We start from the raw sequence: 12,469 nt of genomic DNA, 5'->3' as shown, positions 1-12,469 counted from the left end.
GCTCAGCGCTGGTCGATGGCGGACTGCAACGACTGGATATATCCGGCGGAGGTGTAGCTGGCACCGGAAACGGAGTCGATCTTCGCCGACTGGGAGGCGAGGGCTTCCTGCTGGAGGATCGGCAACGCCTGCTGGTTGATCTCGATGTCGCGGCCGTTGCTGTTCGGCGACTGGATGGTGTCCACGGCGGTGATCGTGGTGCCCTGGAAGGTGACCTTCACCTGGACGACGCCGTAGCGGGTGTCGACGGGGGTACCGGCGACGGTCTTGGTCGTGGACGCAGCGGAGGCGGATGCCGATGCCGTCGCAGAGCTCGTCGGCGTGGGAGTCGCGGTCGCGCTCGGCGTGCTGGTCGACGTGGATGATCCGGTCGCGGTGGTCGCGTGGATGGAGGTCGCCGCTGTGGCCGTCTCGCCGACTCCGTAGAGTTTGAGGCCGACAGTCGCGCCCATGACCACGAGGATCACGGTGAAGAGGACGGTTCCGCGCCAGGATTTGGTGCTCATGACATGCTCAGTTCTTCTCGGTGGATGAATCGCTTGGGGGTGCGCAGTTCGCAGAGCGAGGATTCGACCTGCTCGGCCATCCCTTCCGGGTCGCAGATGAACGCCTCCCAGTCGTGGAGGTCCGGGATGGTCCGGCTGAGGGCGGCGGGGGAGAGGGGGTCGTAGCCGAGATCCGCCCGGCGTCCAACCAGCGGGATCACAGTCACGGTCCGCATCGCCTTCAGCTCGTCCAACAGTGCGAGCTGGTCGGCCGAGCTGACCCGGCAGAGGACGACGGGTCGGGCGCCGCGGGCGACAAGCTCCTCCGCGAGTGCGCGGATCGGGCCGATGCCGGCGCCGCCGGCGACGAGAAGGATTTTGCTGCGGCTGGCTTTGTCGGCGGTGAAGTGCCCGAACGGTCCCTCGGCGAACACGAGGGTTCCGCGCTTTAGTCGCGCGAGGCGGCGGGAGTGCTCGCCGAGTGCGCCGACGGTGATGCGCAGATGACCGTCCTTCGGTACGGCCGAAACCGAGTACGGGTGGGCGGTGCCCAGGTGGCCGCGCGCCAGGAAGCGGAAGAGCAGGAAGTTGCCTGCACGGACGCCGAGCTGGTCGATGTGTCGTCCGCTCATCCAGACGCTGTGGACCCCGTCGCTCTCGCGGATCACCGCGGCGACCCGCATCCGGCCCCGCCACGCTGCCGCGGTCGGCAGGATGAACCGCCAGGTCAGCACGGCGGCAGCGGTGCCGAGGTAGAGCGTGATCCAGAGGATGCGGTTGAGCGGGTCGGAGACGAAGTGGGCTCCGCCGCTGAGCTGGTGGAAGAACGTGAGGAAGATCGCCACGTAGGTGGTCACGTGAAGCCAGTACCAGACCTCGTAGGACAGCTTCGCCCGGATCAGCTTGGCGCTGGACAGCCCGACGGCGAGGAAGACGATCGTGCCGATCAGCGCCGTGATCATGTCGGGGTAGTTCTGCAGCTCGGACAGGAACTCCGTCCACGGCGGGTTCTTGTCGACCAGCTCGCCCCCGATGACCAGCAGCACGACGTGGGCGACGATCAGGAAGATCACGGATGTGCCCAGCGACCGGTGCCAGGACACCAGCTTGTCGAGCCCGACCGCATTCTCGAACCACGGCACGCGGGCGATCAGCAGCAGCTGCGCGCAGACCAGGAGACCCCCGACCATGCCGCTCAGCTCGCCGAGGGAGGTGAACGCGTTGGCTGGGGTCGACGCGAATGCAGTAGGGACGGCGAACCACCACATCATCAGCACGGCGATGATGCTTCCCGCGATCGCGAGGCGCACTGTTGCGGATCCGGGGCGACGTGCGAGGTGAGGTCGAGGACCCGGCTTCACCGCGGGTAGTGGCACGGTCATGGTTTGCTGCATGTGTTCCACGATCTTTGTGGAATCTTGGTGCATTCTTACGTGGGCTGAAGGAGTTCTGCACGCCACCTATGACTTGTCTATGCCATGTTCGCGACGCTCGGAACCGCTGCCGTGCTGACAACGGATCAATCGTCTTTGCCCACATTTTGCCCACAACTGGTTCGCAAAGCAGGTGATGACCGTGATGACGATTGCGCGGAATCTCCTGGAATTCCGCGGAATTTGACTGCGCTACCAGCCCTTTGGCTGTGCCAACTAGAGCACACGGCTCATAATCGTGGTGTCGCGGGTTCGAGTCCCGCCCTCGCTACAAAATCGTTGAAACGCTGGGAACCCGGGCCATTTCGGTCCGGGTTCTCGTGCGTCAGTCACCACTTGATCACCACTTATTCCGGGGCCAAATGACCCGCATCCGGGGGTGGCGAGCTGAAGCTTTAGGGCTGCTAACCCTGACCCTGGTCCCACAGCCGCCAGCCAGAATCCGTCTGGCGGAAGCACAACGACCACGGCTCGGTTCCTGCGTGCATCGAACCGTCACTGCTGGCCGTGATCGTGACCATATATGCGATGCATTTGTCGTCGCTGGGGGTCGGGCCACCCCCCTGGTAGGAAAGTAATCGCGGGTCGTCGCACCACGCCCAGGTGTTCGCCGACGTGAGCGCGCGCGTCATGCCGCAGTCCTGGCTTTTCGCGGCCTCCATGTACGTGTGGGCTACCGCGGACAGCGATGCGTTCTTGCCGGGTACGACGCCCCGCGGCGGGGTGTTGAACAGCGCATTTGCCAGCGCAGGGACGCAGGCGAGACCAATCACAACGGCGACGGCGACCACCACGAGCTTGAGACGGGTTCGCGGGGTAGTCGGTTGACGAGGACTTGGCATGATGTGAACCTAGCGCCTCGCCCGCGAGAAGCCAGCAACTCAGTCCGGCCTCGGGAGGGAGTCGAGATCGCAGCGTCGATGCATCTGATCCACTGTTCACGGCAGCTAATCGGTACCCCCGGAAATATCAGGTACCCTCCCCGTCCTTGACCGGCCCGCTCGTCGGGAAGGCATCCTCGACGGGTTAGCGACGGCCTCCCTATCTCTCGTTGCCGCCGAGCTTAGCTACGCCTCACGACCGACCCCATTGGGCGACGGGGTGTGCACTCCTTCCAGCACTCGGACCTGGCGGGGCTCTCCGAGGAGGTGAAGGCTCACATCGCGGCGAGGGCGATCGGCCGACCGCTCCGCCTAGCGGGGGTCGGGAAGGTCGAGGTTCCAGTGGCGGGAGACGACGATGATCCATTCCTCGTCGCGCTCACCATGCCCCGGCGGCCCGTGCGAGATGAAGAAGCGGGACACCACGCGCTGCGAGCCCTCGGCATCCCCGTAGAGCACGTCGACGCAGAAGCCCTCGCCTGAAGCCCCGGAGCGGGCAACCTCGAAGTCCGTCGAGCCGGGTTCGCGGATGGCCACCTGGCAGAAACCCGGGTCGTTCGTCGGCACGTAGATGTCGCGGGTGAGCCGGTGGAACCCGTCGACGGGAGGAAGGGGCGCCCGGGCGTCCGCTGTGAGGCGCCAGCCGTGCAGGATCGCGACGCCGGCCCCGGCGTTGCGCACGGACATCACCAGGTAGACGGCCTCAGCGGTGATCTCCAGGGCCGCCCGGCCGCCCTGCGCCGTCAGCCATCTGCCGTCGGCGAACCGCACCTTCTGGGGTGGGTCGGACCAGTTGGAGGGGAGCAGGATGGGGCGGATGCCCTCCAGGAGCGCCCGTTCGGCGACGCGGGCGGACCGGTTGGCGGAGCGCGTCGAGGAGAAGGTCGCGACCGCCAGCGCGGTGGTCCCCACAGCGGTGCCGAGGTCGGCGATGAGAACCCAATCGAACACAGGCGACATTCAACGCCACCGGCAGTCGGCTCCGGAAGGGGTGGGTTCCCGCGTCGCGCGGTTCACACTCCGTAACGGTCGCTGGCCGTGCCCTCCCGGTCGCGCCTATCCTTCCCCGGATCGGCTCGTCCACTCCCGGACGGCCGGCGGCAGGAGACGAGGTCCGGATGTCCGAGAGCGTGAGGGAGCGCAGGCGTGCGCTCGTCTTCCTCGGGGTCGTGAGCGTGCTGCTCGGCGTCGTGGCCGTCGTCAGCCTGGTGCTGCCCCAGCCGCAGGCCAACGCGGGCGTCACGGTGACGGCTTACCTGCTCCTGATCGGGGCGGCCTACGGGGTGGTGGCGTCGTCGGTGGCCTTCGTGCGCGGTCCGCGGGTCGCGGCCGACGCCGAGCCGGCGGACGCGGACAGCGCGGTCGAGTAGCGGTCGCGCGCGACGGCGACCAGTTCGGGGGCGGGAGGCGCGTCGGGGGTCAGCAGCGGGGCGGTGACGATGTCGGCCGCGCAGGTGCGGGTGCGGTCGTGGAAGAAGCCGGGGGCGAGCAGGTAGCTCGCCACGGCGACGCGGGCGCCGTCGTTCGAGCGGTGCCGGGCGATGGCCTCGTGGAGCCGGGGGGCGGCGGCGCTGAGGAAGCCGACGGTGACGGGGCGCCGGGTCACGGCCTCCAGGAGGAGCCCGGTCTGGAGCGCGTCCTCGACGCCGGCATGATCGCTGGAGCCGGCGGCCGCGAGGATGAGCCGATCGTCCGGGTCGGCGCCGGCCTCGGTGAGGCGGCGGCGGAGCACCTGCGCGATGCGGTGGTCGGGGCCGAGCGCGTCCGCGACGATCGCGCGCTTGCCGAGCGGCGCCGCCGCGAGGGGGAGGTCGTGGCCGAGGTGGTAGCCGCGGGAGAGCAGCAGCGGCACGATGACGATCGTCGCCTCCGGCGGGAGCGCCGCGAGTGCGGTCGGCACATCGGGCTGCTGGACGTCCACGAAGGCGTGGGCCGCCACGTCCGCATCCACGGCGGCGTGGATCGCCTCGGCGTAGGCCCCGATGGCCTGCTGGCCCAGCGGGTCGGAGGTGCCGTGCGAGACGGTGAGGATGGCGATCATGGGGCTCTCGATGAGGGTCGGGATGGGGTCGGTCGACCGCGTGCAGCCGGTCGGTCCAGGATGCCTGAGCAGCCGTACAGCCTTTGTGGATTGCGTCTGTTTATTACCGTCGCCCTTCCGTCGCGCTCCGCATCCGGCCTAGGTTCCCTACTCGATCCGCCCCGCAGCGGAGGAGGGAATTCCTGTGACGATCTCGGAACAGCACACCGCACGGACGGCGGCCGCCCGGCCACGCCGCACCGACGCCCGGCCGAACGGCCAGTGGGCGGTCGACGGGAAGGCGCCGCTGAACGCGAACGAGGCGTGGAAGCAGGAGGACGGCGGTCTCGCCGTCCGGGAGCGCATCGAGCGCGTCTACGCCGACGGCGGGTTCGCCTCCATCGACCCGACCGACCTGCACGGGCGGTTCCGCTGGTGGGGCCTCTACACGCAGCGCAAGCCCGGCATCGACGGCGGCAAGACCGCGACGCTGGAGCCGCACGAGCTGGAGGACGAGTTCTTCATGCTGCGGGTCCGCATCGACGGCGGTCAGCTGACCACCGAGCAGCTGCGGACGATCGCGGGCATCTCGACCGAGTTCGGCCGCGACACCGCCGACCTGACCGACCGGCAGAACATCCAGCTGCACTGGATCCGCGTGGAGGACGTGCCGGAGATCTGGCGGCGGCTGGAGGCCGTGGGCCTGTCCACGACGGAGGCCTGCGGCGACGTGCCGCGCGTGTTCCTCGGCTCGCCGGTCGCGGGGATCGCCGCGGACGAGCTGATCGACCCGACGCCGCTGATCCAGGAGATCGCCGACCGGTTCCTCGGCGACCCGGAGCTCGCCAACCTCCCGCGCAAGTTCAAGACCGCGATCAGCGGGCACCCGAGCCAGGATGTCGTCCACGAGATCAACGACGTGTCGTTCGTCGTGGTCGAGCATCCCGAACTCGGCGTCGGCTTCGACCTGTGGGTCGGCGGCGGGCTTTCGACGACGCCGCGGCTGGCCGAGCGGCTGGGCGCGTTCGTGCCGGCCGAGCGGGTGCCGGAGGTGTGGCACGGGGTCGTGCAGATCTTCCGCGACTACGGCTACCGCCGCCTCCGCAACAAGGCCCGGCTGAAGTTCCTGCTCGCCGACTGGGGTGTGGAGAAGTTCCGCCAGGTGCTGGAGGACGAGTACCTGGACGAGCCGCTCGCGGACGGCCCGGCCCCGGCCGCGCCCACGACGACCGGCGACCACGTGGGCGTCCACAAGCAGAAGGACGGCCGCTACTTCATCGGCGTCACCCCGTTCGTGGGCCGGGTCTCCGGCACGACGCTCGGCGCCCTCGCCGACCTCCTGGAGCGGCACGGCTCGACCCGCCTGCGGACGACCCCGCACCAGAAGATCCTCGCCCTCGACATCCCCGAGGCGGACGTCGAGCAGGTCGTCGCCGAACTGGACGACATCGGGCTGAGCGCCAAGCCGAGCGTCTTCCGCCGCGGGACGATCGCCTGCACCGGCATCGAGTTCTGCAAGCTCGCGATCGTGGAGACCAAGGTCACCGCGACCGCCGCCGTGCAGCAGCTGGAGGAGCGGCTGGCGGGGCTCGACCTCCCGGCGCCGCTGAGCCTCCACGTCAACGGCTGTCCGAACTCGTGCGCGCGCATCCAGACCGCCGACATCGGCTTGAAGGGTCAGCTGCTCCCGGACGGGAACGGCGGCCAGGTGCCCGGCTTCCAGGTGCACCTCGGCGGTGGCCTCGCCTCCCGCGACCGCGACGAGGCCGGGCTCGGCCGCACCGTGCGCGGCCTGAAGGTGACCGCCGACGGGATCGCGGACTACGTCGAGCGCGTCGTGACCCGGTTCCTGGCCGACCGCACCGACACCGAGACGTTCGCCGAATGGGCGCACCGAGCCGACGAGGAGGCCCTTCAGTGAGCGCGACCAACCTGGGCAGCCTGCCCGTGCGACCCGCCGAGCTGCGGCCGGTGGACGAACTTCGCGCGCTGGCCGAGCGCGGCGCGCGGGAGCTGGAGGACGCGACCGCGGAGCAGATCGTCCGCTGGGTGGCCGACAACTTCGCCGTGGAGCGCACGGCCGTCGCCTGCTCGATGGCCGACGCCGTCCTCCCGCACGTCGTCGCGGCCGCGCTGCCGGGAGTGGACGTGCTGTTCCTCGACACCGGCTACCACTTCGTGGAGACCTACGTGACCCGCGACGAGGTCGCCAGGGCGCTGGACGTGCGGGTGGTGGATGTGAAGCCGAAGCAGACCGTCGCCGAGCAGGACGCCGAGTTCGGCGCGGAGCTGTTCGCCCGCGACCCCAACCTGTGCTGCGCCCGCCGCAAGGTCGAGCCGCTACAGCGGTCGCTGACCGGCTACGAGCTCTGGTTCACCGGGGTCCGCCGCGAGGAGGCTCCCACGCGCACCGCGACGCCGTTCATCAGCTGGGACGAGAAGAACGGGCTGGTGAAGGTCAACCCGCTGGCGGCGTGGACGTTCGACGAGCTGCTCGACTACGCCACGGCGAACGCGGTGCCGCTGAACCTGCTGCTGTCCAACGGGTATCCCTCGATCGGCTGCGAGCCGTGCACCAAGCCGGTGGCGGAGGGGGAGGACCCGCGCTCGGGCCGGTGGGCCGGGCTCGCCAAGACGGAATGCGGGTTGCACGAATGACCGACACGACTCTGACGGCCGCGCCGGCGCTCGACCTCATCGACCAGCTGGAGAGCGAGTCCATCCACATCATCCGGGAGGTCGTCGCCGAGTTCGAGCGGCCCGTGCTGCTGTTCTCGGGCGGCAAGGACTCCGTGGTCGTCCTCCACCTGGCGGCGAAGGCGTTCTGGCCGGCGCGCATCCCGTTCTCGCTGCTGCACGTGGACACCGGGCACAACTTCCCGGAGGTCCTCGACTTCCGCGACGCGACCGCCGAGCGGTTCGGCATCCCGCTGGCCGTGGCCCGGGTGCAGGACTACATCGACGACGGCCGGCTCACCGAGCGCGCGGACGGCACGCGCAACCCGCTGCAGACCGTGCCGCTGCTGGACGCGATCGAGGCGGGACGGCACGACGCGGTCTTCGGCGGCGCGCGCCGCGACGAGGACAAAGCCCGGGCGAAGGAGCGCATCCTCTCGCTGCGCGACGGCTTCGGCCAGTGGGACCCGCGCAACCAGCGGCCCGAGCTGTGGAGTCTGTACAACGGCCGGCACACGCCCGGTCAGCACGTGCGCGCGTTCCCGATCAGCAACTGGACCGAGCTCGACGTCTGGCGCTACATCGAGCGCGAGGGCATCGAGCTGCCTCCTCTCTATTACGCACATGAGCGCGACGTGTTCGCCCGCGACGGGATGTGGCGGGCGGTCGGCCCGGTCTCGCCCGCCGACCGCGGCGAGACCGTCGAGCGCCGGCTGGTGCGCTACCGCACGGTCGGCGACATGAGCTGCACGGGCGCGGTCGAGTCCGACGCGCGCGACGTGACCGCGGTGGTGCGGGAGGTCGCGGCCTCCACGCTCAGCGAGCGCGGCGCGACCCGGGCGGACGACCGCATCTCCGAGGCCGCGATGGAAGACCGGAAACGACAGGGATACTTCTGATGACGCTCCTCGACGACACGACCCGACCGGCGGCCGCGGCCTCCGCGCCGACCCGCGGGACGCTGTTCCGCTTCGCGACCGCCGGCTCGGTGGACGACGGCAAGTCGACCCTGGTCGGTCGGCTGCTGCACGACTCCAAGGCGATCCTTGCCGACCACCTCGCCGCGGTCGAGCGCACCTCCCGGGAGCGCGGCTTCGGCGGCGAGGCCGGCGGCCTCGACCTCGCGCTGCTGACCGACGGACTCCGCGCCGAGCGCGAGCAGGGCATCACCATCGACGTCGCCTACCGCTACTTCGCGACGGACGCGCGCTCGTTCATCCTCGCCGACTGCCCGGGGCACGTGCAGTACACGCGCAACATGGTCACCGGCGCCACCACCGCCGACGCGGTCGTGCTGCTGGTCGACGCTCGCAACGGCGTGCCGGAGCAGACCCGCCGCCACCTCGCGGTCATCAGCCTGCTGCGGGTGCCGCACGTGATCGTGGCGATCAACAAGATCGACCTGATCGGGTTCGACGCCGAGCGGGTGCGCCAGGTGACGGAGGAACTGGTCGCGGTGACCGAGGAGCTCGGCATCCGCGACCTCCACATCGTGCCGGTGTGCGCCGTCGACGGGGACAACGTCGCCGATCGGTCGGCCCGCACGCCCTGGTACGACGGGCCGGCGCTGCTCGAACTGCTGGAGGCGCTGCCGAGCGCCGACCAGCTCGAGACGCCCACCGAGGACCTTCGCCTCCCGGTGCAGCTCGTGCTCCGCCCGCAGGGAGCGCTCGCTCCCGGGCTCGACGCGACCGCGTACCGGGACTACCGCTCGGCCGCCGGGCGCATCGCCTCGGGCGGCATCGCGGTCGGCGACCGGGTCAGCGTCCACCCCGCGGGCACGACCACGGTCGTGACCCGCATCGACGTCGCCGGGCGCAGCGTGGAGTCCGCGGTCGCGCCGCAGTCCGTCGCCGTGAGTCTCGCGGACGACCTCGACCTCGCCCGCGGCGCGCTGATCGGCGCGGCCGGCACGCTGCCCGACCCGCGCTCGACGCTGACCGCCGAGGTGTTCTGGCTGGACGCCTCCCGCGGCCTCCCCGGCGCCCGGGTGCTGCTCAAGTGGGGAACCGCGACCGTCCAGGCGCGGCTCACCGCGATCGAGGGCCGCCGGGACCTCACAACGCTCCAGGTCGTCCCCGCGGGGGCGCTGGAGGTCAACGACATCGGTCACGTCACCCTCCAGCTCGCCGAGGCGCTGCCGGTCGAACCGTACGCGGTCAACCGGCAGACCGGAGCCTTCCTCCTCATCGACCCGCAATCCGGCGCGACCCTCGCCGCCGGCATCGTCTCCTGAAAGGACCCCGCATGCGCACCCCGCTCCGCACCGTCGCCGTCCTCGCGCTCGCCGCGGCCACCGCCGCACTCACCGGCTGCGCGGCCTCCGCCGTCAGCGCCGAACCCACCCCGGCCGCGGCCATCCGCGTCGGCTACTTCGACAACGTGACCCACGCGCCCGCGCTGGTCGGCATCCACGACGGGCTGCTGCAGAAGGCGCTCGGCAAGACCGCGCTGAAGACCACCCAGTTCAACGCCGGTCCCGCCGAGGTCGAGGCGCTCAGCGCCGGCGCGATCGACGCCGCCTACATCGGCCCGAGCCCCGCGATCAACTCCTACCTGAAGAGCGCAGGCCAGTCGCTGAAGATCGTCTCCGGCGTCGCCGTCGGCGGCGCTGCCCTCGTCGTGAAGAGCGACATCACCTCGCCCGAGCAGTTGAAGGGCAAGACCATCGCCACCCCGCAGCTCGGCAACACGCAGGACGTCGCACTCCGCTACTGGCTCAGCAAGCAGGGCCTGCACACGTCCACCACCGGAGGGGGAGACCTCACGATCGCCCCGACCGACAACGCGCAGGCGTTGACGGCGTTCCAGGCGGGCAAGATCGACGGCGCCTGGGTGCCGGAGCCGTGGGTGTCCCGGTTCGTGCTCGACGGCAACGCGAAGGTGCTCGTGGACGAGGCGTCCCTGTGGCCGGGCGGAAAGTTCCCGACCACCGTCCTCGCCGTCTCCGCGTCGTTCCTGAAGGCGCACCCGCAGACGGTGAAGGCGCTCGTGAAGGGCAACGCCGACGCGGTCGCCGCCCTGAAGAACCCGGCGAAGGCCGCGAGCGACATCAACGCGCAGCTGAAGGCCGACACCGGCAAGACCCTGGCGACCGGCGTGCTCGCGCGGGCGCTCGACCACGTCGCCTTCGACACCGACCCGGATGCTGCAGCGTTCCCGACCCTCGTCCAGCACGCCACCGCGGTCGGCCTCGGCACCAAGGGCTCGCTGAAGGGGCTGTTCGACCTGACCGCCCTGAACGCCGTCCGCACGGCCGCCGGGCAGCCCAAGGCCTCCGCCGGGAGCCTGGGGTGACACCGTGAGCGACCTCGACCGCACCGCCGTCACGCTGACGGGAGTGAGCAAGCGCTTCGGCGCACACGCACCCGTCGTGCTCGACGACGTGGACCTCCGGGTGGGCGACGGCGAGTTCGTCTGTCTGCTCGGGGCGTCCGGGTGCGGCAAGTCCACCATCCTGAACCTGATCGCGGGACTCGAACAGCCGACCACCGGCGAGGTCGCGGTGCCCAGCGGCGCGGTCGCGATGATGTTCCAGGATGCCGCGCTGCTGCCCTGGCTGACCGCCCGCCGCAACGTCGAGCTCGCCCTGGACCTCGGCGGAGCGCCGCGCGACGAGCGCCGGGCCCGCGTCGACGAGCTCCTGGAGCTCGTCTCGCTCTCGCACGCCGCCGACCGCCGGCCGCACGAGCTCTCCGGGGGGATGCGGCAGCGCGTCGCCCTCGCCCGCGCGCTCGCGCAGGACCGCCACGTGCTCCTGATGGACGAGCCGTTCGCGGCGGTCGACGCGATCACCCGCGACCTCCTGCACGTCGAGCTGGAGCGGATCTGGCGGCAGACCGGCCGCACCATCGTCTTCGTCACCCACAACGTCCGGGAGGCGCTGCGCCTCGGCAAGCGGATCGTACTGCTCAGCTCGCGTCCCGGCCGGGTCGCCGTCGAATGGGAGGTGCCGGCCGACGTCCGGGCCGGGGCCGACCCGGTGGAGACCGCCCGGCTGGACGACCAGATCACCCGCCGGCTGCGAGAGGAGCTGATCCGCAATGCCGCCTGAAGCCACCGCAACCCCGACGATCGCGTCCGCGCCTTCGCCCGCCCGCGTGGAGGCCGGGACCTCCGAGCTCCGCGCACTGGAGTCCGGCCTGGACTCGCTGCAGACCGTCCGGGATGCCGGGCCGAGCCGCGCGCGCCGCCTCGCGCGGTCCGTCGTCCCGCCCATCGTCTTCGTGCTCGCCGCCGTCCTCGCCTGGCAGCTCTACATCGTCATCGCCCACCCGCGCCCGGACCTCTACCCGGGCCCGGCGGACGTGCTCGGCGCGCTCGGCAGCGCCGCGGCCTCCGGCCACCTCGCAACGGCGATCGCGACCAGCCTCGGCCGCGGCGGTTTCGGCTTCCTGCTCGCGATCCTGATCGCGACGCCGCTCGGGCTGCTGCTGGCCGAGGTGCGCTGGCTGCGCCGGGCGGTCGGGCCGATCCTCTCCGGCCTCCAGGTGCTGCCCTCGGTGGCGTGGGTGCCCGCGGCGATCCTCTGGTTCGGGCTGACCGACGCTGCCGTGTACTTCGTCGTGCTGCTCGGCGCCGTCCCCTCGATCGTCAACGGGCTCCTCGCCGGGATCGACCAGGTGCCGCCGCAGCTGCGCCGGGTCGGCGTCGTCCTCGGCGCGAACCGGCGGCAGCTGCAGACCCGCATCCTCTTCCCGGCCGCGCTGCCCGGCTACGTCGCGGGGCTCCGCCAGGGCTGGGCGTTCGCGTGGCGGTCGCTGATGGCGGCCGAGATCATCGCGGGCTCGCTCGGCTTCGGCCTGGGCTCGATGCTGGAGCAGAGCCGCGTGCTCGCTGACCTGCCCAGTGTGCTCGCCACCACCCTGACGATCCTCGTCGTCGGCATCGTGATCGAGCTGGCCTTCTTCGCACCGGTCGAGCGCACGCTGCTGCGCCGCCGCGGACTGACGGGAGCGACCCGATGAACGAACA

Annotated in this window: 13 protein-coding genes; 8 read left to right on the top strand and 5 right to left on the bottom strand. The window is 70.8% G+C overall.

Annotated features, from left to right (window positions below; genetic code table 11):
* Positions 1-2: 2 nt before the first annotated feature.
* The 4 genes from ABCS02_RS19270 to ABCS02_RS19255 all read right to left on the bottom strand — a co-directional run bounded on the left by ABCS02_RS19270 (position 3) and on the right by ABCS02_RS19255 (position 3,750).
* On the bottom strand, positions 3-506 hold the full coding sequence (locus ABCS02_RS19270) for an FMN-binding protein (protein WP_345837278.1): 504 nt from the start codon (positions 504-506) through the stop codon (positions 3-5).
* Complete coding sequence (locus tag ABCS02_RS19265) at positions 503-1,795, bottom strand: ferredoxin reductase family protein (protein WP_345837277.1); 1,293 nt, start codon at positions 1,793-1,795, stop codon at positions 503-505. Before ABCS02_RS19265 ends, ABCS02_RS19270 begins: the two co-directional genes overlap by 4 nt.
* A 527-nt stretch (positions 1,796-2,322) precedes the next feature.
* Complete coding sequence (locus ABCS02_RS19260; RefSeq protein ID WP_345837276.1) at positions 2,323-2,712, bottom strand: hypothetical protein; 390 nt, start codon at positions 2,710-2,712, stop codon at positions 2,323-2,325.
* Between the two features lie 399 nt (positions 2,713-3,111).
* A complete protein-coding gene (locus tag ABCS02_RS19255; protein WP_345837275.1) occupies positions 3,112-3,750 on the bottom strand; it encodes a hypothetical protein in 639 nt (212 codons plus the stop codon).
* A gap of 167 nt (positions 3,751-3,917) precedes the next feature.
* On the opposite strand from ABCS02_RS19255, the gene ABCS02_RS19250 reads away from it, so the two are divergent.
* The gene (locus ABCS02_RS19250) at positions 3,918-4,169 is read left to right on the top strand and encodes a hypothetical protein (RefSeq protein ID WP_345837274.1); all 252 of its coding nucleotides are present in this window, start codon (positions 3,918-3,920) and stop codon (positions 4,167-4,169) included.
* Here the strand turns inward: ABCS02_RS19250 and ABCS02_RS19245 are convergent.
* The gene (locus tag ABCS02_RS19245) at positions 4,076-4,840 is read right to left on the bottom strand and encodes a CbiX/SirB N-terminal domain-containing protein (protein WP_345837273.1); all 765 of its coding nucleotides are present in this window, start codon (positions 4,838-4,840) and stop codon (positions 4,076-4,078) included. The two genes, ABCS02_RS19250 and ABCS02_RS19245, sit on opposite strands and share 94 nt — an antisense overlap.
* A 184-nt stretch (positions 4,841-5,024) precedes the next feature.
* On the opposite strand from ABCS02_RS19245, the gene ABCS02_RS19240 reads away from it, so the two are divergent.
* The 7 genes from ABCS02_RS19240 to ABCS02_RS19210 are packed head-to-tail and all read left to right on the top strand — an operon-like array spanning position 5,025 to position 12,462.
* Positions 5,025-6,740 (top strand): nitrite/sulfite reductase, encoded by a 1,716-nt coding sequence (locus ABCS02_RS19240; RefSeq protein ID WP_345837272.1) that lies wholly within the window; start codon positions 5,025-5,027, stop codon positions 6,738-6,740.
* Between the two features lie 11 nt (positions 6,741-6,751).
* Positions 6,752-7,477 (top strand): phosphoadenylyl-sulfate reductase, encoded by a 726-nt coding sequence (locus ABCS02_RS19235; RefSeq protein ID WP_345837343.1) that lies wholly within the window; start codon positions 6,752-6,754, stop codon positions 7,475-7,477.
* Positions 7,474-8,394 carry a sulfate adenylyltransferase subunit CysD gene (gene cysD / locus ABCS02_RS19230; protein ID WP_345837271.1) on the top strand — a complete coding sequence of 307 codons (921 nt, stop codon included), beginning with the start codon at positions 7,474-7,476 and terminating at the stop codon, positions 8,392-8,394. Before ABCS02_RS19235 ends, cysD begins: the two co-directional genes overlap by 4 nt.
* Positions 8,394-9,731, top strand: coding sequence for a GTP-binding protein (locus tag ABCS02_RS19225; protein WP_345837270.1), 1,338 nt, complete (start codon positions 8,394-8,396; stop codon positions 9,729-9,731). The genes cysD and ABCS02_RS19225 overlap by 1 nt, the downstream gene beginning before the upstream one ends.
* 11 nt (positions 9,732-9,742) lie before the next feature.
* Entirely contained in the window at positions 9,743-10,792 is a 1,050-nt protein-coding gene (locus ABCS02_RS19220) for an ABC transporter substrate-binding protein (protein WP_345837269.1), read from the top strand.
* Between the two features lie 34 nt (positions 10,793-10,826).
* Positions 10,827-11,549, top strand: coding sequence for an ABC transporter ATP-binding protein (locus ABCS02_RS19215; RefSeq protein WP_345837342.1), 723 nt, complete (start codon positions 10,827-10,829; stop codon positions 11,547-11,549).
* The gene (locus ABCS02_RS19210; protein WP_345837268.1) at positions 11,539-12,462 is read left to right on the top strand and encodes an ABC transporter permease; all 924 of its coding nucleotides are present in this window, start codon (positions 11,539-11,541) and stop codon (positions 12,460-12,462) included. Before ABCS02_RS19215 ends, ABCS02_RS19210 begins: the two co-directional genes overlap by 11 nt.
* The last annotated feature ends 7 nt before the right edge of the window (positions 12,463-12,469 follow it).

The sequence above is a fragment of the Microbacterium sp. X-17 genome, assembly GCF_039615055.1.
The sequence above is the reverse complement of the archived record's forward strand: the minus strand, read 5'-3'. Positions and strand labels throughout refer to the sequence as shown.